The sequence below is a fragment of the Kordiimonas lipolytica genome (genome assembly GCF_001550065.1).
Genome location: NZ_LRUB01000017.1, coordinates 286,959 through 306,242, shown reverse-complemented (window position 1 = coordinate 306,242; position 19,284 = coordinate 286,959). Strand labels below are relative to the sequence as shown.

The following is a 19,284-nucleotide window of genomic DNA, read 5'->3' as shown; positions in this document are numbered from 1 at the left end:
CTGTCAGGGAGACAAAGACATGTTTAAACCCGCACTCTTCTTAGTGGCAGCATTGACAGCCTTCGGACCTGCATGGGCCGAAGAGGCAAATTCCACGCTGTTCAACGCAGAAGACATCTTCAATCTGGAATATGCTACAGGCCCTGCGGTGTCCCCTGACGGGAAGCAGGTAGTCTATGAACGCCGCAGCAACGACATCATGACCGACCGCACGCGCACCAACCTGTGGATCGCGAATGCTGACGGCACAAGCCATATGCCGCTGATGTCGGGGCGCAAGAATTTTTCAAACCCTGTGTGGTCGCCAAGCGGTGACCGCATCGCCTATCTCTCGAACGAAGAAGGCAGCACCCAGCTTTATGTGCTGTGGCTCGCGAGCGGCCGCACGGCGCTTCTGTCCAACCTGCAGGAAAGCCCGCGCGACATCAGCTGGTCGCCTGACGGTAAACAGATCGCCTTCACCATGCGGGTTCCCGCTGACCATAAACCGCTGAAGGTCAAAATGCCGAAGAAGCCGGAGGGCGCCACATGGTCTGATCAGGTGAAATATGTCTCGAAGGCGCGGTACCAGCGCGACGGCCAGGGCATTCTTAAACCGGCCTTCCGACATGTGTTCATCATCCCGGCTGACGGCGGCAGCGCCCGCCAGCTGACAAGCGGCGAATTTAACCACCACGGCCCGCTTGCTTTCACGCCAGACGGCAGCGAGATTATCCTGTCTGCCAACAGGAATGAGGACTGGGAATATCAGCAGCGTGACAGCGACCTGTTCGCTGTGAGCATGGGCGGCACGATCCGCCAGGTCACCAACACGCCCGGCTCAGAGGAAGCGCCGACGGTATCGCCTGACGGCAAGACCATTGCCTTCCTCGCCCGCGACGGTGAAAAACTCGCATACCGCAACCGCGAACTGAAACTGATGCCGCTGACGGGCGGTGAAGCAACAAGCCTGACAGCAGATCTGGACCGGTCAGTTGACAAGGCAATTTGGGACGCGCGCGGGCGTGGCCTTTATTTCATGATGGAAAACCGGGGACTGGCGGAAGTGCACTATACGGACACCCGCGGCAAACGCCGGATGGTGGCGGACGCCTTAGGCGGCACCACGCTTGGCCGCCCCTACACCAGCGGCGACTTTGACATGAAGGCCGGCACCGTGGCCTTCACACGCGGCAGCGGCACGCGGCCTGCAGATATCTTTACCGTGCGTGACGGCAAGACCAGGCAGCTCACAGCCCTGAATGAAGACGCGCTTGGGCACAAGACGCTCGGGCAGACGCACGAAATTACCTACAAGTCGTCCATCGATGGGGAGGAAATCCACGGCTGGTACATCACGCCGCCGGGCTTTGACCCCACAGCCAAGAAATACCCACTGATCCTGGAAATCCACGGTGGCCCTCACCTTTCGTACGGCCCGAATTTCTCGGCAGAGATGCAGCGCTTTGCGGCGGAAGGCTATGTGGTTTTCTATGATAACCACCGGGGCAGCACCAGTTACGGCGAGCGCTTTGCGCTTCTTCTGCAGAACAAATACTCAAGCGAGTTTGATTTCGCCGACCATAACTCAGGCGTCGATGCCATGATCGGCCTTGGCTTCATTGACCCGGACCAACTTTACATCACCGGGGGGTCAGCAGGCGGCATCGCCAGCGCCTATGCCATTGGCCTGACGGACCGTTTCCGCGCGGCGGCGGTTGCCAAGCCTGTGATCAACTGGATATCGAAGGTGCTGACAGCTGACAGCTATCTGGGGCAGATCCCTTACCAGTTCCCCGGTATGCCGTGGGAGCATGTGGAACATTACTGGAAGCGCTCGCCGCTTTCGCTGGTGGGCAATGTGACAACCCCGACGCTTCTGATCACGGGCGAGGCGGACCGCCGCACGCCGATTTCGGAAACCGAGCAGTTCTATCAGGCGCTGAAGCTTCGGCGCGTCGACACGCTGATGGTGCGCGTGCCCGACAGCCCGCACGGCATTGCGGGGCGCCCGTCACGCCTGGTGGCCAAGGTGGAAAACATCCTCGCCTGGTTCGAGAAATATAAATAACAAAAAAGGCCGGGGAAACCCGGCCTTTTTCTGGTCCTTCGGACTGGCATCACTTGCCTGCAGTAATCACTCCAACCATCGCCTCGCGCATGGCTTTGAAGTGCTTCTGGTGCAGCACCGCGCCCGCGATGGCCCGCTTTTCAGCCGGTACATACATCACAAGCGTGCCCCAGAAGCCGGAATGCTCATAAAAGGTCACACCGTCCACTTCATATTCAAAGATGCCCAGCCTGTAGGGGCTGTCTGTCGGCAGGCCGTCATGTGACAGCATCAGGTCAAGCGTGCCTTTGTCCTTGAACACTTTGCCGCCGAACAGGGCGGCAAAGAAGGTGGCCATATCCTGTGTGGTGGAAACCAAGCCCCCACCACCATAATGGTCCAGCGTTGCGCTCCAGTCGTGTGTGTCCATGCCCTGGAAATACTGGTGTGCGCGGCGTGCTTCGGCATCCGGATTTTCTTCCACCAGTTCCCAATAGGTGTTCTTGAGGCCAAGGCTGTCGAGCGCCAGATAGCGCCTGACAGCCGCCGCGAGCGTCAGGCCTGTTTGCTTCTCAATGATATGGCCCAAGAGCACATAGCCCGTATCGGAATAGCTGAATTTCTCGCCCGGTGCACCAAGCGGGTCAAGCCAATCGACAGCCCCCTTTATCTGCTCTTCGCGCGTCCAGTGGTGGCTGGGGTCAGAAAGCAACGTCTCGAAGAAAGGCTTGCCGTGGGTGTGGTCCACCAAGCCGCCGGTGTGGCTCAGCAAGTGCCTAACGGTGATAGTAGACGTGTCATAGCCGTCGGACGTCAACAGGTCATCATACTGCGCGTCAATATAGTGGTTGATCGGCTTGCTGATATCCAGCTTGCCTTCTTCCACCAGCCGAAGCGCCGTCGCCGCCACGAAGGTTTTTGTCACACTCGCGATACGCACAGGCGTGGATTGGTAAAGCTTGTCGCCTGCCTGGTCGGCGGTGCCACCCGCATCATCCAGAATGAAATAGGATACATTCACGCCGTCACCTGCAGCGGCAGAGAAACGCTCCGCCAACTCCCCTGCGCTGGCAGGGCTGAAGGCAACCAAGCCCAAAAGCATCCCGATGATTATTCCTCGCATTCCAGCCTCCTGTTCTTGTCATGAAAAAGCCGGGGCATGACCCCGGCTTTCTGTGTTTCGCAATGTCGGCTTACTTATTGAAAGCCGGAGACCGCGAAAGCTCCTTGTAGCGATCGCGCAGCTTGGTCTGGCGTGACACAAGCGGCACTTCCTCGCCGCGAATGAACACCGCATCCGCGCTGGTCATCACTTCAAGCGGGTCGCCGTCCCAAACCACAACATCAGCGTCCTTGCCAGCTTCCATAGTGCCGTAGCTATCCGCCACACCGAAGATTTCGGCCGGGTTCTTGCTGATGGCGTCAACCGCGGCTTCCCACGGCATGCCCATGGCAACCGCGATGCCTGCGTTCTGGACAACCAAGCGGCTGTTGTGCGTGTCAGGCGCCATAAAGGCCACCTTTACGCCAGCCGCATGCAGACGGCCAGCGGCGGCACTGGTGTTGCCAAGCGTGTCGAAGTCTTCCGGCAGGTTGCGGGATGGGTCCAGCACCACCGGAATACCGGCTGCCGCAAGCTCATCCGCCACCATCCAGGCCTCTGCGCCTGCTGTGATCACCACATTGATGCCGAAACGCTTCTTCAGTTCGATGACATTCAGGATGTCGGCCTTGCGCTCAACTTCGACCAGAAGCGGAACCTCCCCTTTCATGACGCGCTCAAGAGCCATCTTGCCGCTGTCATACTTGGGTTTCTTGTCCTTCTTCTCGTCATCCTTCTTGTCGTCGTCGCCGCTTGGGCGCGCGCCTTCAAGGGTGGTGATGACCGTGTCCCAAAGGGCTGCACGACTGCCACCGTTCGAGCTGGCCGCGCCTTCGTCCATATCGATGGACAGGGCCACATAGTCGGCAACGATCATGTCATCGCCGGCAAGCGCCACAACAGCACTTTGGCCACGCCACATGTCTTTCGAGCCCGAGAAGCCCGTTACCGCGCGGGTCACACCTTCAATGCGGGTAACCGGGATCAGCGTGGATGCCGGGTTGAAGGCATATTTCACCTGAAGGCCCATGCCGTTCGATGAACCAGTTGCCCGGGCATCATTCAGGTTACCGGAAAGCGGCACATCCATCAGGCCCAGGTTGCTGCCGGACACCATGAAGCCAACGGTTACCCATTTGCCTGACGCATCCACCGTACGGTAGCCCGCAGGCACATCACCGCCAGCCGTTACAGACTGGATCTTGCCGTCATGGATCAGCACGGTGGCGTTTTCCACCTTGCCGCTGCCGCCATCGGTGAAGGCCGTACCGCCTGTGATGGCGATATCTTCCGCACTAACACCCGCTGTCATCAGGGCTACCAGGGAGGCGCCCATGAGAGATTTCAAATTCCTCATTTCACGTCTCCTTCACCTGGTTGGCCAAGCTCGAAATCCATCACCGGTTGTCGGGAAGGATCATGGCGGTCGAACACCACGGCACCGTCAACAAATGTCTTGTCGGCTTTGGTGTAAACGCTGAACGGATCACCAGACCACAGAACGATATCGGCGTCCTTGCCCACTTCGATCGTGCCGGTCTCGTCAGCGATGCCCAGTGCTTTCGCCGGATTGAGCGACAGCCACTGCCATGCTTCTTCCTTGGAGATATCAACGCCGGCTTTGCGACCGTCGGCAAGGGCCTTGGCTGCTTCCTGGTTCAGGCGCTGGATGCCGCTGTCACTATCGGAATGGACAATCGCGCAGGCGCCGGCCTTGTGAACGAACGGGATGTTCTCGCGGATGCCGTCATAAGCTTCCATCTTGAAGCCCCACCAATCTGCCCACATGCTGGAGCAGACACCGTCTTCAGCAAGGCGATCAGCGATCTTGTAGCTTTCCACAGCGTGGTGGAAGCTAGAGATCTTATAGTCGAATTCCTTCATCACATCGAGCATGGTGCCCATGTCATCAGCGCGGTAGCAGTGCATGTGAACAAGAATTTCACCGTTCAGAACGCCCGCAAGCGTCTCAAGGTTCAGGTCGCGCTTCGGCGGCAGAACGTCTTTGCCGGCCTTATAGTCGCGCTCATACTTGTCCCAGGCGCGCTGGTAATCCTGCGCTTCTGCCCAGGCTGCGCGGTAACCCGCCACGTTACCCATACGGGTATGCGGACGGAATTCCGGGCTATTCTTGCCTTCGCCGTAAACGCGTTTCGGGTTTTCACCGCACGCCATCTTCATGCCGTATGGGGCACCAGGGAACTTCATGTCCTGCGCCACGCGGCCCGGTACGTTCTTAAGCGTGACCGCCCGGCCACCCACAAGGTTCGCGGAACCCGGCAGCAGCTGCAGCGCCGTAATGCCGCCAGCGGCCGCACGGATATAACCCGGGTCCTGTGGCCAGTTGGAATGCTCTACCCATGCGTCTGCCGTTACCGGCTCACCCACTTCGTTGCCGTCTGAATGCGACCGCACGCCCGGGCTTGGATACACACCAAGGTGGCTGTGCGTGTCGATGATGCCTGGTGTCACCCAGCGGCCAGCGCCGTCAATCACCTCAGCGCCCGCGGGGGCTTCAATGCTTTGGCCCACGGCCTTGATATCGCCGCCTTCCATCAGGATCGAGCCACCGTCAATACGGCCGCCCTTGCCATCAAGGATGGTGACATTGGTGATCAGCGTCGGCTTGCTTGGAAGCGGCGTGTAGCTGGATGGATACGGATCCTTGTTGATCTCGACAAACTCGCCCTGCTCCTCGCCTGGCTGGCATGCGGCAAGCGCAAGCCCCATAGCGGTGATGGCGAGCCCTGATCGCAGCCATGAGGGCCGCGTCATTGCTTTTTTCATACTAATCTCTCCATGTTACTGCCCTGTCCCTTGGCAGCGTGTCGCCGGAGCGTATCAAGCGTGTTAATCCGAGTCATCAAAAAGCATTGCTACTTTCGTTCAGATCGACGAACCGTTCCCTCCGCAGGACGAACCGTTTTGAAATCCCGGCGCTGTTTTAGGCGCTCTGCCTGTGGTAGGTTGCGATTCTTCCGAACTGAGGAATTTTGGCATGCCCGTACGCCTGTATCTGATCTGTTTCTTTCTTGTTCTTGCGCCCACGCGGACATGGGCGCAGCCCGTAGACCTGCCCACGCCCGAGATGCTGTTCGAGCAAGCCGCCAAGGCAATCGGATGGAACAGCGAGGCAAAGGATGTGGGCCGCATTGAAGCCAGCGCCAATGTCACCGTGGAAGGCCGCACCTATGACACAGTGGTCACGAGCGGCATAAGCACACCGGCTGGTGGCGACGCCCGCTTCACCATGATCAGCGAGGACGGCACCGTAACCTACGGCGATACGGACGGCACGATCTGGTTTGAAGGCGAGGACGGCGAGCGCAGGACGCTCACACCCGCCATGGCGGCTTTTGTTCACGGGCATCAGTTCCATCGCCGCGCCCTGTTCCCTGCCTCTGAACTTCAGACCATTGACCGCGAAGTGACGATCGAGGAATTCGCCGACGAACTGGCCTTCACCGTCAGCGGCACCACGCCCGCAGGCGCAAGACTGAAATATTTCTTCAGCCAGCGCAGCAAACGCATGATCGGCTTCCACCTTGTGGTCGAAGAAGAAGCTGGCCCGCACCCGATGGATTTCATCCTCAAGGACTGGCGGACATCCGGCGGAGAGACGCTTTTCTGGCGCATTGATATCAATGACCGTGGCAAGATATACGTCTACCGTTTCAACCGCATCCTGCTGCTGCCCTAAGCCATTAAAGTACCCTTCACACTAAATTCTTGCCTCCGACCCTGACACCCAGTACCGTTCGGGCATTCTGGGAAGCATGCAGGGGGTTCACGTGCCAATTTTCGTTATGCTAGTGCTGCTGCAGCTGGGGTGTGCCTATCATGTGGTGAAAACCGGGCGGGACAAATATTGGATCTGGCTGGTCATTATGGCCCCCGGAATTGGCTGTGCTATTTATCTCATTACTCAGGTATTGCCTGATGCTGGCAACACCCGCGCCGCTGGCAACCTGAAAAAAGGGGCCGTCAAAATCCTGGACCCACAACGGGAGCTGAGGGAAGCACATCATGCCTTCGATATGGTCGAAAGCACCGAAAACCGGTTGCGCCTTGCCGATGCCCTGATGGCGCTGGAAAAGTGGGATGAAGCGGCCCCTCATATCGAGACCTGCCTGCAAGGCGCCCACAAGCACGATCCACACATTCTGATGAGACAGGCGCGGTTGAGTCTGGAACAAGGCCGCCCGGACCAGACAGTGGAGATACTGGACCTGTTGCAGGAAAAGAACCCGGGCTTCAATAGCCAGGAAGGGCATTTGCTATATTCCCGCGGCCTTGCAGAAGCAGGTCAGCTTGAAGCCGCGCTTGGGTCATACGAAAACCTCATCGGGTATGCGACAGGGGAAGAAGCGCGCGTACGATACGGCCTGCTGCTGCAGTATTCGGGTCAGCCCGATGCTGCAATGCATATATTTGACGAAGTTGCCGCGCGCTTGCGGCGGGCTACCGGTCATTACCGAAAAACCCAGAAGAAGTGGGCCGCCATAGCAGAAAATGCCCGGCGACAAAACGGCTAGACAGCACCGTCAAGCACAGGCGAACACCACGAATACGACTGACTGGCCAACATACCAGTATTCACAAATATTTAATTTCCTCAGGGGCACTATGCATCCTGAAAGGACCCGCAATTGCTTTTTCGTGCTGTTATCTGTGCCCTGACCCTTTTCTGGCTGGCCGCGCTTGACCGGCCAGCGAGTGCGGAAGGTTGCGACAGAACGATCACGCTGGGGGCGATCGAATGGCCGCCCTACACCATCTGGGAAGGCGACCAGTTCGCATCCGGCCTGGATATTGAGCTGATGGCCGCGATCTTTGGCAGGGCGGGCTGCAGCCTCCATATTATCCGCATCCCCTTCAAGCGGGCGCTTAGGAATATCGAGCTGGGGGAACTGGACGGCATGCCAACCGTTTCCTTCACCGAAGACAGGGCCATATTTGGCCATTATACTGTCCCGGTGCGAGATGAAGTGATCGGTGCATTCGTGCGCGCCGACATGGTCGATGAAGCAAGGCCGCCATCCTTTGACGCCCTGACAAGCACACCGCTGCGGGTCGGGGTTGTGCTGGGTGGCTGGTACGGCCCGGCTTTCGAGAAGGCCCGCACAGACAATCCGGTGTTCCGCTCACGTATCCAGACATTCGAGGATTTCGAAAATCTTTTCCGGGCCCTTGAAGCAGGGCTTGTTGACGTTGCTGTCAATGACGTCGCCGGTGGCAGGTATGTTGCCGAACGAACGGTTGGCAGCGGCGCCATTCAGTTGCTGCCCTTCGCTGTGCATGTAAACAGCGTTCATATCCTTCTCAGCCGTAAGACACAGACCGAAGCAGATGTCGCCACAATCAACAATGCCATCACCGGGCTAAAAGAGGACGGGACAATAGACCGTATTACGGAACGCTACCTGCCTGTCGCCCTGCTCGAGAAGTTTGCAGGCCAGCAACCATAGCGCCCCAAAAGGCGCATCTTCTTGGCCAAAACCGCGCAAAATATGCTATAGTTTCCCATTACTTCGGGGAAAAGCCATGACCAGACATGCTGCACTGTTCCTTGTTGTGAGTATCCTGACCTCTCTCTCCTTGCCAGCGAGCGCGCAAAACGCGGCCTGCTCCAAGAAGCTGACCATCGCCTTCTTTGACTGGCAGCCCTATCACTACCGCGATGAGAATGGCACCCCCACTGGCCTGGACATAGAGCTCTTGCGTGAAACTTTCGGCGCCGCAGGATGCGCGTTCGAGCTCAAGGTCATGCCCTGGAAGCGAACCCTTCTGGCCATCAAGTTCGGCACCATAGACGGGTCACTGGGAGCGTCGCGCATGGTAGAACGTGAACAATATGCCTGGTTCACCCGGCCTTACCGGCGTGAAACCATGGTGATGTTCATGCGCCTGAAAGACCTTGAGAAAAAGAATGTCATGTCCATCGCCGATGTGGTTTCAGGCAAGAACCGGATCGGCATACTGTTGGGCAGCTGGTACGGCGACGAATTCGCGGCGCTCTACAAGGCGGACCCGAAACTCAGGAAATATATCCTGCAGACACCCGAATATGAGGTTCTGTTCACCTGGCTGGTGAAAGACCGGGTGGACGTGGTGTTCAATGACCTGTTCAACGGCATCCATATCCTGAAGAAGATGAACGCCCTCGACCGGGTGGGCGTGCACCCGGCGCTGCTGAATGACGATTATATCCACTTTATCCTGTCGAAACTGACGGTGCCCCGCACCACGGTGGAGGCCATAGACAAGGCGATCGAGGATTTCCAGAGCACCGAGGACTATACCACCATCCTGCACAAATATGTGCCGCCGGAACAGTTGACCTACATGCCGTTGCAGTGAAGGCGCTAATAGACCCAAAACCTGCCTAAGCCGTTCCGCAGCTCAGTGGGGCCAAGAAATCCACCGCAAGCAACGAAAACGCAAACGGGGCCCGCAGGCCCCGTCCAATATTCATAGTCGCAGCGCTTAGTGAACGCCGTGCATCCACTTGCGCATCAGTGGCGTCAGCACAAACAGAACCACACCAATACCAACGGCCAGCAGGCCAACGGAATGGAAGAGCTCGATTGTTGCGTCAACACTGAGTTCGCCCGAGCTTGTCCCGTGGCCTTCCGCACCTGTCAGGCTGGAAAGGAAGCCCGCCACGAAGTTTGCAAAGGCGGTGAACAGGAACCACATGCCCATCATCATGCCGACGAGACGCGCCACCGAAAGCTTGGTGATCATCGACAGGCCAACCGGGCTGAGGCAAAGCTCTGCCAAGGTCATGAACAGATAGATGACAAACAGCCAGAAGAAGCTTTTGTTTGGGCCATCTGTGAGGCCGAGACCATAGGAGAACAGCAGGTAGCCGACACCCACAAGAAGCATGGCAATGCCAAATTTAGCAGGGGTGGAGGGCTCAAGTCCGCGGTTCGACAGCTTCACCCACATCCAGGCGAAGATTGGCGCGAAGATCACAATGAAGAGCGGGTTCATGGTTTGAACCTGCGCAGCCGTCAGTGAGAAAAGGCCAAGATCACGGTTGAACTGCTGATCTGCAAGCAGCGTCAGGCTGGAGCCCTGCTGCTCGAAAAGCGCCCAAAACACCACCTGGAACACGATCAGGATCGTGGCTACCCAGAGGCGCTCGCGCTCTTCTTTCGTACATTTTGTGAAGCCGTAAGCCAGTACGATCGCAACCATAAGCGCACCGGTGCCGCCCAGAAGGGAGCCCACAAGCGCCTGGTTTTGCACCAGCCACCACATGACACCAACAGCCACAAGACCGCCAATATAGATCAACCATTCGGTGCTGAGGCCTGCGAAAATCGGCTTTTTCAGCTCTTCCGGGTTTGGTGGGTCTGCGCGGCCTTCCAGAAGGTGCTGGCCCTTCCAGAAAACGACAAGGCCCAACAGCATGCCGATACCGGCAAGACCAAAGCCGTAACCCCAGCCGTACGTTTCACCAATGCCTGCAACAATCATGGTTGCCAGAAGCGAACCAAGGTTGATGCCCATATAGAAGATGGTGAAACCGCCGTCGCGGCGAGGATCGTTGGGGCCATAAAGCGCACCCACGATGGTGGAAATGTTTGCCTTCAGGAAGCCAACACCCGTGATGATCAGCGCCAGCGACAGGAAGAAGACGGACACATGCACATCAGAGCGCGTCACATCGCCCGCAGCGTCAATAACTGCCTGTGGCCCTTCAAAGGCCAGCGATATATGCCCTGCCACCAGTAGAATAGCGCCAAAGGTCACCGCTTTACGGCTACCCAGATAGCGGTCGGCCAGATAGCCACCGACCACAGGAAGCATGTAAACCAGACCAGTGTACGCGCCATAAATCAGGCTTGCCTCACCGGCAGGAAACAGAAAGTGCTTCGTCAGAAACAGGATCAGAAGCGCACGCATACCATAGTATGAAAAACGCTCCCACATTTCGGTTAGGAAACAGATAGTTAGGCCAATCGGGTGGCCCAGGAATTCCTTTTCCTGTGACCCTTCGGTCGAGACAACAGTGTCGGACATTTCTACCCCTTTTATATTCTCTTGGACCGCTGCATCATGACGGCGCGGCCACTCCCCATTTTTAGGTCTTTGGCTTTCTCTTGCTGGAAAGCATCGCCTTTACAAACCACAAATCGGGAAAAGCGGGAAGCAAAATCGGCTCAAATAAGCCAATTTTCTATGGTGGTGCATCAGAGAGTGATTGGTTTATCAGTGTGGTAGCTTTGGCAGGAATGCATCCACTACACTCTCGGGCACGCCATGGCCCACTGCTCGGGCTCGCAAACTACCGTCCTCAACCGTTTCGCGGATTCGCTGATTGAACAGGTTAACGAGCGCACTGGCTTTAGGCGATGAACGGCAGGTCATGGCGTTATTATAATCCAGCACTGTAAAACCAGGATCATAAGGCGGTATTTCCACACCAAGTTCCGCAAAGGAAATCAATATTTCCGGCATGCTGCCAAGCATGGCATCCCCCCGACCTTCCAGAAGCACGCGTACCTTTTCGATTTCCGTATCCACGTTCCAGAAGCGGGCCTGGGACATCCTGAAGTTATGGTTATAATTTTCACCCCTGATCTGAATGAGAAGCTTGTCTTTCAACTGGTCCATGCCGCTGAAGACCGGCTCGCCGGGACGTGAGAATAGATAAGTCTTGGACACAAGAACCGGCAGAGACTGGACCATCTGGTCCGGGTCTGTGTGCTTCATGGAGACCATGATCGTCTTTTTGCTGATCGGATAGGCACAATCGACATCGCTATAGAGAAGCAGACGCAACGCCTTGTCGTAACTGACAAATTCAATGTCATAGCGGTCTTCATGGCCCTTCAGCACAAAGCGGAACATATCAACAAACATGCCTGTGCCATCAGCCTGGATGCTGGGCCCCCAAAGCGGCATGATCACTTTCATTGGCCTCGCGTCTTCGGCATGGATAGGCAGGGAAGACAGGAAGCCAAGCGACAGCAACACTGCTGCCACCCGTATCATTCCATCTGCCCTCTTTTTCAGACTTACCACGTAACCATCAACCACACTTGAAACTCGGCCCCACGCCATACAAGACAACTGAACTCATTCTAGCCATCAAGTAGCACAAACAGCAAGCATCACTATTGATTCCCGTCAGGGCGCCCTTGACCCGATGTGAGCATCCAGGAAATTCAGCGTGTTCCTGTAATAGATGCGCTTGTCGGCGGGTCGCTTCAATTGATGCTCTGCCCCTTGCAGTACAATGAAATTATGGTCTTTTTCCAGTCGGGTCAGGACAGTGTGCATCAACTGGCCATGTTCGAAACGCACGTTGGTGTCATGCGTTGCATGCAACAGCAGAACAGGCACTCGCACCAGGTCGGCCCGGTTAAGCGGCGACCGGCGCCGAAGCGCCCATTTCGACAGCCGTCCCTGAATACGCGGGATGGTCAGCATGTGAAAGCGCCCCTCCTTCAGGTGGCGGATCAGAAGCTCAATCGACGTCACGCCATTGAGGCTGACCGCGCAACCGATCAAATCATCGTCCTTGATCGCCGACATGAGCGCAGCATAACCGCCATAGGAACCGCCAACCACACAGATATGGCCCCTTTCCGCAATGTCCTGGTCAATCAGCCACTCCGTCGCCGTTCGCACATCATCCTGCATGTCGTGACCCCATTCGGCATAGCCTGCCCGGCGCCACTTTTCGCCAAACCCGCTGGAGCCGCGGAAATTGGGCTGCAGCACGCTGTATCCATTGGCGGTCAACCAGCTGACAAAAGGGTTGTAGCCTGCCGTCACCCGCTTCACGGGCCCGCCATGTACAAGCACAATTGCGCGGCGGGTGTGCGCGCGGCTAAGAAGGGCATGCATCTGCCCCTTTCCTTTCGGAAGATCAATCCAAACCCCTTCGGTATCGGGCGAGGGCAGCGTGTCATCTGCTGGGTCATAAGGCAGCAGGCTCAGGAGATCGATCTCAGCGTCATAAAGGAAATAGCGTGGCGGCGCGTGCTTAAGGCGGCCCCGGTAAAGCTGGCGCCTGCCATCCACGCTTGCTGTAACCAGGGAGAGGTTCGGAACCTTGGCCCGCTTTGCCATTTCCTGCAGCCTGTCGCGGTGCAGGCTGGCCCACACAATGTCTTCAATCCCGTCTTCCTCAAACGTAGCGCCCACGGCCATGTTGGTTTCCGGGTCCAGTATGGCAGCTATAATGTCAAACCGGTCATGGCCGGCCAGCTTCTTGATAAAATCACCGCTGCGGGCATCCATCCGCCACAGGGCGCGGGTATCGCTTTGGTGCGACGACAGCACAAGCGCCGTTGCGCCACCGGTTTCCACCGCGAGAACCGCAAGCGCATCGTCGTCAAAATAGTCCCGGTCGCGGATCATCTTCCAGCTGCCGTCAGCGCGCGGTGCGAACAAGCGGTGACGGCGACTGACAAACCCCTCGCCCAGGATCGCCTCCCCTTGCGGCGCCGCCCACCAGCGGATCACCGGCTTCCATCCGCCGACGATCTTTTCGCTTTCGCCCGACACTGCATCAACCCGGTACACCGCCGGATAGCCAGGCACGCCGGGATCTTCCCACTGCAGCAGAATTCGGCGCGGGTCTTCCGGCAGCGAGCTCAGGAGCACAGGTGGTAAATCGCCCGGGCGGGGCCCCTCACCGTCGATCAACGGCCTCAGGCGACGAACATGGGCGTCATATAGAACCAGGCCATATTCATTCAGCGACAGCAAAAGCCGCCCGCCGCCAACCCAGGCCAACCAGTCGAGGTCCTCGAAGGCATAGGGCAGCACTTCGGCTTCCTCAACCCCCGCGTCCGCATACCAGACCACCAGTTCCGACTGATCTCCATTGCGGCGCAGCGCAGACAGGAAATGTCCGTCCCGCGACATGGATACCGCCGCCAGCATGGGCGGACGCGACAGATGTTCCAGGAGAGCGGCATCCCCCACGCCGTGCGCCGCACTTAGGGGCGAGGCCAGAATCAGAACGAGCAATGATATCAAACGACTAACATGGTGACGCATGGATGTAGGCTAGCACGCAATGAGGCACTCTCAAATAGGCCATCGGTTCAAACTTCAGGGCTACTGCGCAAGCTGAGCCCCATCACCGTGGCTATTGTTTTTAAGACTCGCGAACCCAGCCTTCATCATGCATAATGATTATCATTAATGAAAGACGACAAGACCGGTCGGGGGACACGCATGTCGACACAGTGGAACAGCATCAAACCGTCGGATATTCTGACGAAAGAGGAATCGCACCGGCTTCGGCAGCGGTCGGATCTTATGGGCTTCTGGCTGCTCTTTCACTGCTGGGGGCTGATTGTCGGCAGCACTGCGCTCTATGCCCTGTTCCCGAACCCCGCCACCCTGGTGTTGTGCCTGATCATTGTCGGCAGCCGCCAGCTTGGGCTGGCGATCCTGATGCATGAAGGCAGCCACGGCATGCTGTTCAAGACGCGCTGGCTGAATGAACAGCTTTCGCAGGCGCTGGCCGCCTGGCCTATGATCCTGAGCATGAACACCTACCGGAAGCGGCACATGGCGCACCACCGCTTCACCCGTACGGACGCCGACCCGGAAAACTATCTCTATACCCCCTTCCCAGTGTCAAAAAGCAGCATGGCGCGCAAGATCTTGCGCGACCTCACAGGTATCGTTTTCCTGCGAACACAAGTGGGCATCTTCCGCTATGTATGGGGTGAGAAAAAAGGCCGCTGGGAACGCCTGCGCGCCTTCTATACAGGGCCGATCGCCTTCTATGCGCTCACGATCACCGGCTTTGCGCTGGCGGGCAGGATGGACCTGTTCCTCCTGTGCTGGCTGTTGCCGCTCATGACCACACAGCAGCTTTTCCTGCGGGTGCGCAATATTGCAGAACACGCCACCATGGAAGACCTTGAAAACCCGTTGAAGAACAGCCGCACCACCCTTGCAAATCCCCTGGAGCGGCTAACATTCGCGCCCTATTTCGTCAATTACCATATCGAGCACCACATGCTGCCGTTTGTGCCATGCTGGCGGCTTCGGGAGGTGCATGACCTGATGCTCAAGCGTGGCTTCGGGGATGAGATGGAAATCCGCACCGGCTACTGGGACATCATCAAGCTGAATGCCTCTGCCTGACCGGAACAGTCCTGAAGCGCCTAAATTTTTTTGAGTGGGGCTTTCTCCCCACTTCCGCTATAACTGATAAAAATATCAGTATTGGTGTATTTGGGGTCCTGGGGAGGGATTATGTCCGTATTCAAAAAACGCGGTTTCTGGGCCGTGGTTATCATCATTCTTGTGCCGCTTGGCTATTATGCGGTCAATATGGGCCAGGCCTTCTACCGCATGGCCAGTTTCTATGACGTGGAGCACCTGACGGAAAATTACCGTAACACCAAGGAATTTTTCAACACCACCACCGTGCATGCGAGCGGCACGCCTTCAGCCTTTGACTATGACCTGAAGCCTATCACCGACAGCTATATTTATGACGGCGAAGAACGGTCGATCAAGGACCTGATGGTCGAGACCGGCACCACAGGCCTTCTGGTGGCGAAGGACGGCACGATCCTGTTTGAAGAATATTACCAGGGGCAAAAGGCGGATGACCGGCACATCCAGTTTTCCGTGACCAAAAGCTTCATCTCCGCGCTTTTCGGCATTGCGATGCACGACGGCCTGATCGACGATCTGGACGATCCGGTCACCAAGTATCTGCCTGAGTTCAAGGGCACGGGGTATGACGGCGTGACGCTCAGGCATGTGCTCACCATGTCCACCGGCATTCGCTTCACCGAGGATTACGGCGACCTGACATCAGACGTTAACCGGATGTCCATGACCATCGGCACCGGTGGCAGCCTCGACGAATTCGCAACCAGCCTGCCGCGCGACCGTGAACCCGGCACCTATAACGACTATGTCAGCGTCAACACCCATGTGCTTGGCATGATCCTGAAGCGCGTGACGGGGCAAACCATCACCCAGCTTCTTGAGGAAAAAATCTGGCAGCCCCTTGGCATGGAGCAGGACGCCTATTTCCTGATCGACGGGCACGGCATGGAAGTGGCCATGGGCGGCCTGCAGGCGAGCCTGCGTGACATGGCGCGGATGGGGCGGCTGTACCTCAATGAAGGCCGTTGGGGTGATGAACAGATCGTGCCAGTCGAATGGGTCAAGGCGTCCGTAACACCGGAAGCACCGCATCTTATGCCCGGCGCCGACAACCCGGGCTCGGAAACGCCGTTTGGCTATGGATATCAGTGGTGGATACCAACAAACCCACACGGCGACTTTTTCGCAGCGGGCATCTATCACCAGTTCATCTATGTGGACCCGACGACAGGCATCGTGATTGCGAAAACCAGCGCCAACAAAGGCTTCAACGACCCGGCGAACAAAGCGCAGAAAGATATGATCGTCACTGCGTTCCAGGCCATCTCTGCAGACCTCGCCGCGCGGGAAACGGCTGCTGGCATGCAGTCAGAGTGAGCTTACTGTAGTTTGGCTTGCACGTCCTTCAGGCGCTGCGCCGCATAGGAATTGTCCGCTTCCAGCGCCAAGGCCTTTTCAAAGGCTTTGGCCGCTTGCTCAGTCTCCCCGATGCCTGCGTAATAATCTCCCATACCGCTCCATACCCAGCTGGACTTAGGGAAGTTTTCCACATTCATCTGGAAGAGCTGACGCGCTTTTTCCGGCCACTGGTAATAATTCAACGCATTGTAGGCGACAGTATTAGTGAAGGCCTGGTCTGGCAGGAACTCCACGCCCAATTTGCCTGAATAGCCAGCGTAATGCTTCGCCAGAAGCATCGGGTCCTTTGCTGCGTCCTCAATGGGTGGTGGAGTGTAGCCGTCAAATATGGCGCGCAGGCCATAAACATAGCTTTCAAGCTGAACGGACTGGTGAGTTTCCTTTTCAAACAGCTGGCTGGTCGCCCGAAAGCCGCTTGGAGCCCGCGCTTCAATATTGGCCAGCATCTCCCGCAACGCGGCAATATGTTTGCCGTCGTCATGCGGCACATATGACAGATACAAGGCCAATTTAGGCGCCCCGACCTCTTCCATGGTTTGGGACAGTTTCAGCAGATATCCGCTCTGCATGGTAACCGGCGGATCGATCATCAGATAGGCGTTGAAGCTGTTGGCTCCGCTCATCAAGTCATGAAGCCCCAAAGCCGCGCCTGCTGAGTGGCCAACCAGAACCCGGTAAGGCTTCACATTGTAGGCCTTCTCAATAAGGGGGAACACCTCTTGCCGCAGCACCTGCAGATAGCGTTCTCCACCGCCAGCTGCCGCCATCCATGGCTGGTGATGACCCTCATCATCCGTGTCATCCGACGATGCAAAATAATCCCTGTACCGATCGTTGCTTGGCAGACTCACAACGATGGCGCCAGGCATCAAGGACCCCATCATGTTCTGGGCGCGCGCAACAGCTGTAACGGCCTGGAACTGCAGCTCCCAGCCGTCAAGTACATAGATCACCGGATAAGATTGATCAGGCGTATATCCAACCGGAAGCGCAACGCCATAGGACTGGTCTTCATCCAGAATTTCTGAATGAAACGTGTAGCTTTTCCCGATGGTTATATCTTCGGCGCACACGGGCGCAATGGCCGCGCAAACCACCAGCAAAAATGCAGCGAACTGTTTCATGATCCCCCCTGGCTCCGTGGTGTCGCAACATTAAAGCAAAAGTGTAACTTGAACAACCTGGCATATTTGGCAAATAAGGGCTTGAGCTTATAGTTGCTTCAACCTTTATGCTTGGCATGAATAAGGGATTTCCCATAGCGGAGACATATCATGCCAAGCATAACCACCATCAACTTATATGGCCCACCGGCCCTGATCGGACTGGCCCTTTTATGGGGCTTCGCGCGCATCCTGCACCTGCGCCAGCGTGAGGGGGTCAGTGTACTGGCGTTTCTGGGGCGCAAGCGTAACCCGGTTGAGGCCAGTGCCGGCATCATAGGCATTGTGCTGAACCTCTATCTGTTCGCCCGCCCCTTCTGGCCGGCACTGGATGACATACTGATGGTGCAGCCCTTCGCCTATGCCCATTGGGGCGTGGCGGTGATGGCCATAGGCATCCTGATCGCCGTGATCAGCCAGATGGACATGGGGCACAGCTGGCGCATCGGCCTGCCGCCAGACGCGGAAGAAGGCATGGACCTTGTCACCGGTGGGCTGTACCAGTTTTCCCGCAACCCGATTTATGTTGGCATCATGCTGTTCCTAATCGGTGCTGTTGTTGTCGCGCCAGGGCTGTTTACCATGACCTGCCTTGCGTTGACCTGGGTTTTCGTAAGCCTGATTATCAGGCAGGAAGAAGCATTTCTCTCTGACAAGTTTGGTGACGCCTTTGAAGCCTACAAGGCGCGGGTGCGCCGCTGGCTGTAGCCAACAAAAAAGCCGGGCAATGCCCGGCTTTCAAACGCTTCGCCATAGCGCCAATTATTCTTCAACAACCGGCATCGGTGCACCATTTGTGCGGCAGCCATAGACCATGCCTTTGCCTTCGTCCTTCATGTTGATAACAAACGTGCTGGTGCCTTCAGGGCAGGAGAAGCGGTCACGGTCGCCGTTTGGCAGGGTTACTGTCACGCTGTCGTGGCCGCGGTCATAGCTGCGTGGATGGTCATCGCCGTCGATAGTGATGGCACAAGCCCCCAGCGTCAGGCAGGCGGCGGACATAATAATAGCGTTGATTGCTTTCATGGGTTTATTCCTCAAGCTGTCGTTGTCGTATATTTGCGGGCTCGTTGGCCAGCTTTTCTTTATGATTTTTGTAGTAGCAGAAAAATACCGGAAAGCAAGCAGTCAGTGCTTGGGTAGGTAGGCCGACAGTGTCTTTTCCATAAACTGCGGGAAGGATAGTCCGCCTTCCACGTCACCATTAAGGTGGATGGAAAGGTCTGAGCGGATTGATGCAATGGCCTGCACCATGGCACCGCGCACCTCAGCTGACAGGCCGCTGCCAATCAGCACCATGTCGATGGGATGCTCACGCAGCATCGTGCGCACATGCTTTTCATTGTTGGCGATATAAAGCTGGGCGTTATAGCCTTTCGCCAGCTGGATCACATAGGGCGGCAGCTTGTCGCCTTTGCGGCACAAGAGAAGATGAAAAACCGGCACTGCCACAATGTCCC

At 57.0% G+C, this 19,284-nt stretch carries 17 protein-coding genes; 8 read left to right on the top strand and 9 right to left on the bottom strand.

Going from position 1 to position 19,284, the window contains the following annotated elements; all coding sequences use genetic code 11:
* Positions 1 to 19 precede the first annotated feature (19 nt).
* Positions 20 to 2,050: a S9 family peptidase gene (locus KORM41_RS09500; RefSeq protein WP_068143787.1), complete on the top strand. Its 2,031-nt coding sequence runs from the start codon at positions 20 to 22 to the stop codon at positions 2,048 to 2,050.
* A gap of 49 nt (positions 2,051 to 2,099) precedes the next feature.
* On the opposite strand, the gene KORM41_RS09495 is transcribed toward KORM41_RS09500, so the two are convergent.
* The 3 genes from KORM41_RS09495 to KORM41_RS09485 all read right to left on the bottom strand — a co-directional run bounded on the left by KORM41_RS09495 (position 2,100) and on the right by KORM41_RS09485 (position 5,918).
* Positions 2,100 to 3,152, bottom strand: coding sequence for a serine hydrolase domain-containing protein (locus KORM41_RS09495; protein ID WP_082719666.1), 1,053 nt, complete (start codon positions 3,150 to 3,152; stop codon positions 2,100 to 2,102).
* 70 nt (positions 3,153 to 3,222) lie between these two features.
* Positions 3,223 to 4,488 (bottom strand): amidohydrolase family protein, encoded by a 1,266-nt coding sequence (locus KORM41_RS09490; protein ID WP_068143783.1) that lies wholly within the window; start codon positions 4,486 to 4,488, stop codon positions 3,223 to 3,225.
* The gene (locus KORM41_RS09485) at positions 4,485 to 5,918 is read right to left on the bottom strand and encodes an amidohydrolase (RefSeq protein ID WP_197420920.1); all 1,434 of its coding nucleotides are present in this window, start codon (positions 5,916 to 5,918) and stop codon (positions 4,485 to 4,487) included. The genes KORM41_RS09490 and KORM41_RS09485 overlap by 4 nt, the downstream gene beginning before the upstream one ends.
* Before the next feature lie 211 nt (positions 5,919 to 6,129).
* Here KORM41_RS09485 and KORM41_RS09480 point away from each other — a divergent pair, with 211 nt between their 5' ends.
* The 4 genes from KORM41_RS09480 to KORM41_RS09465 all read left to right on the top strand — a co-directional run bounded on the left by KORM41_RS09480 (position 6,130) and on the right by KORM41_RS09465 (position 9,491).
* On the top strand, positions 6,130 to 6,831 hold the full coding sequence (locus KORM41_RS09480; RefSeq protein ID WP_068143781.1) for a hypothetical protein: 702 nt from the start codon (positions 6,130 to 6,132) through the stop codon (positions 6,829 to 6,831).
* A gap of 91 nt (positions 6,832 to 6,922) precedes the next feature.
* Positions 6,923 to 7,666 carry a hypothetical protein gene (locus KORM41_RS09475; RefSeq protein WP_156431854.1) on the top strand — a complete coding sequence of 248 codons (744 nt, stop codon included), beginning with the start codon at positions 6,923 to 6,925 and terminating at the stop codon, positions 7,664 to 7,666.
* A 114-nt stretch (positions 7,667 to 7,780) separates the two neighbouring features.
* Positions 7,781 to 8,599 (top strand): substrate-binding periplasmic protein, encoded by an 819-nt coding sequence (locus KORM41_RS09470; RefSeq protein ID WP_068143777.1) that lies wholly within the window; start codon positions 7,781 to 7,783, stop codon positions 8,597 to 8,599.
* Between the two features lie 76 nt (positions 8,600 to 8,675).
* Positions 8,676 to 9,491: a substrate-binding periplasmic protein gene (locus KORM41_RS09465; protein WP_068143775.1), complete on the top strand. Its 816-nt coding sequence runs from the start codon at positions 8,676 to 8,678 to the stop codon at positions 9,489 to 9,491.
* Between the two features lie 126 nt (positions 9,492 to 9,617).
* Here KORM41_RS09465 and KORM41_RS09460 read toward each other — a convergent pair whose 3' ends face one another.
* From KORM41_RS09460 to KORM41_RS09450, 3 genes are all read right to left on the bottom strand, one after another.
* A complete protein-coding gene (locus KORM41_RS09460) occupies positions 9,618 to 11,165 on the bottom strand; it encodes a peptide MFS transporter (RefSeq protein ID WP_068143772.1) in 1,548 nt (515 codons plus the stop codon).
* A gap of 189 nt (positions 11,166 to 11,354) precedes the next feature.
* On the bottom strand, positions 11,355 to 12,140 hold the full coding sequence (locus KORM41_RS09455) for a type 2 periplasmic-binding domain-containing protein (RefSeq protein ID WP_068143769.1): 786 nt from the start codon (positions 12,138 to 12,140) through the stop codon (positions 11,355 to 11,357).
* A gap of 135 nt (positions 12,141 to 12,275) precedes the next feature.
* The gene (locus KORM41_RS09450; protein WP_231727067.1) at positions 12,276 to 14,129 is read right to left on the bottom strand and encodes an alpha/beta hydrolase family protein; all 1,854 of its coding nucleotides are present in this window, start codon (positions 14,127 to 14,129) and stop codon (positions 12,276 to 12,278) included.
* Positions 14,130 to 14,339: 210 nt separating this feature from the next.
* Between KORM41_RS09450 and KORM41_RS09445 the strand changes: the two genes are divergently transcribed.
* A complete protein-coding gene (locus tag KORM41_RS09445; protein WP_068143766.1) occupies positions 14,340 to 15,263 on the top strand; it encodes a fatty acid desaturase family protein in 924 nt (307 codons plus the stop codon).
* 111 nt (positions 15,264 to 15,374) lie between these two features.
* Entirely contained in the window at positions 15,375 to 16,619 is a 1,245-nt protein-coding gene (locus KORM41_RS09440) for a serine hydrolase domain-containing protein (protein ID WP_068143764.1), read from the top strand.
* Positions 16,620 to 16,621: 2 nt separating this feature from the next.
* Here KORM41_RS09440 and KORM41_RS09435 read toward each other — a convergent pair whose 3' ends face one another.
* On the bottom strand, positions 16,622 to 17,785 hold the full coding sequence (locus tag KORM41_RS09435; protein WP_068143762.1) for an alpha/beta hydrolase-fold protein: 1,164 nt from the start codon (positions 17,783 to 17,785) through the stop codon (positions 16,622 to 16,624).
* 150 nt (positions 17,786 to 17,935) lie between these two features.
* On the opposite strand from KORM41_RS09435, the gene KORM41_RS09430 reads away from it, so the two are divergent.
* Positions 17,936 to 18,532 carry a methyltransferase family protein gene (locus tag KORM41_RS09430; RefSeq protein ID WP_068143761.1) on the top strand — a complete coding sequence of 199 codons (597 nt, stop codon included), beginning with the start codon at positions 17,936 to 17,938 and terminating at the stop codon, positions 18,530 to 18,532.
* 54 nt (positions 18,533 to 18,586) lie between these two features.
* On the opposite strand, the gene KORM41_RS09425 is transcribed toward KORM41_RS09430, so the two are convergent.
* Together KORM41_RS09425 and KORM41_RS09420 are read right to left on the bottom strand one after the other, a co-directional pair.
* Positions 18,587 to 18,850 carry a hypothetical protein gene (locus tag KORM41_RS09425; protein ID WP_068143759.1) on the bottom strand — a complete coding sequence of 88 codons (264 nt, stop codon included), beginning with the start codon at positions 18,848 to 18,850 and terminating at the stop codon, positions 18,587 to 18,589.
* A 102-nt stretch (positions 18,851 to 18,952) separates the two neighbouring features.
* On the bottom strand, positions 18,953 to 19,276 hold the full coding sequence (locus tag KORM41_RS09420) for a hypothetical protein (protein WP_068143757.1): 324 nt from the start codon (positions 19,274 to 19,276) through the stop codon (positions 18,953 to 18,955).
* Positions 19,277 to 19,284: the final 8 nt, after the last annotated feature.

Coding starts and splice junctions, on each gene's coding strand:
- KORM41_RS09500 (WP_068143787.1), top strand. CDS start 20: ATGTTTAAACCCGCACTCTTCTTAGTGGCAGCATTGACAGCCTTCGGA.
- KORM41_RS09495 (WP_082719666.1), bottom strand. CDS start 3,152: ATGCGAGGAATAATCATCGGGATGCTTTTGGGCTTGGTTGCCTTCAGC.
- KORM41_RS09490 (WP_068143783.1), bottom strand. CDS start 4,488: ATGAGGAATTTGAAATCTCTCATGGGCGCCTCCCTGGTAGCCCTGATG.
- KORM41_RS09485 (WP_197420920.1), bottom strand. CDS start 5,918: ATGAAAAAAGCAATGACGCGGCCCTCATGGCTGCGATCAGGGCTCGCC.
- KORM41_RS09480 (WP_068143781.1), top strand. CDS start 6,130: ATGCCCGTACGCCTGTATCTGATCTGTTTCTTTCTTGTTCTTGCGCCC.
- KORM41_RS09465 (WP_068143775.1), top strand. CDS start 8,676: ATGACCAGACATGCTGCACTGTTCCTTGTTGTGAGTATCCTGACCTCT.
- KORM41_RS09460 (WP_068143772.1), bottom strand. CDS start 11,165: ATGTCCGACACTGTTGTCTCGACCGAAGGGTCACAGGAAAAGGAATTC.
- KORM41_RS09455 (WP_068143769.1), bottom strand. CDS start 12,140: ATGATACGGGTGGCAGCAGTGTTGCTGTCGCTTGGCTTCCTGTCTTCC.
- KORM41_RS09445 (WP_068143766.1), top strand. CDS start 14,340: ATGTCGACACAGTGGAACAGCATCAAACCGTCGGATATTCTGACGAAA.
- KORM41_RS09440 (WP_068143764.1), top strand. CDS start 15,375: ATGTCCGTATTCAAAAAACGCGGTTTCTGGGCCGTGGTTATCATCATT.
- KORM41_RS09435 (WP_068143762.1), bottom strand. CDS start 17,785: ATGAAACAGTTCGCTGCATTTTTGCTGGTGGTTTGCGCGGCCATTGCG.
- KORM41_RS09430 (WP_068143761.1), top strand. CDS start 17,936: ATGCCAAGCATAACCACCATCAACTTATATGGCCCACCGGCCCTGATC.
- KORM41_RS09425 (WP_068143759.1), bottom strand. CDS start 18,850: ATGAAAGCAATCAACGCTATTATTATGTCCGCCGCCTGCCTGACGCTG.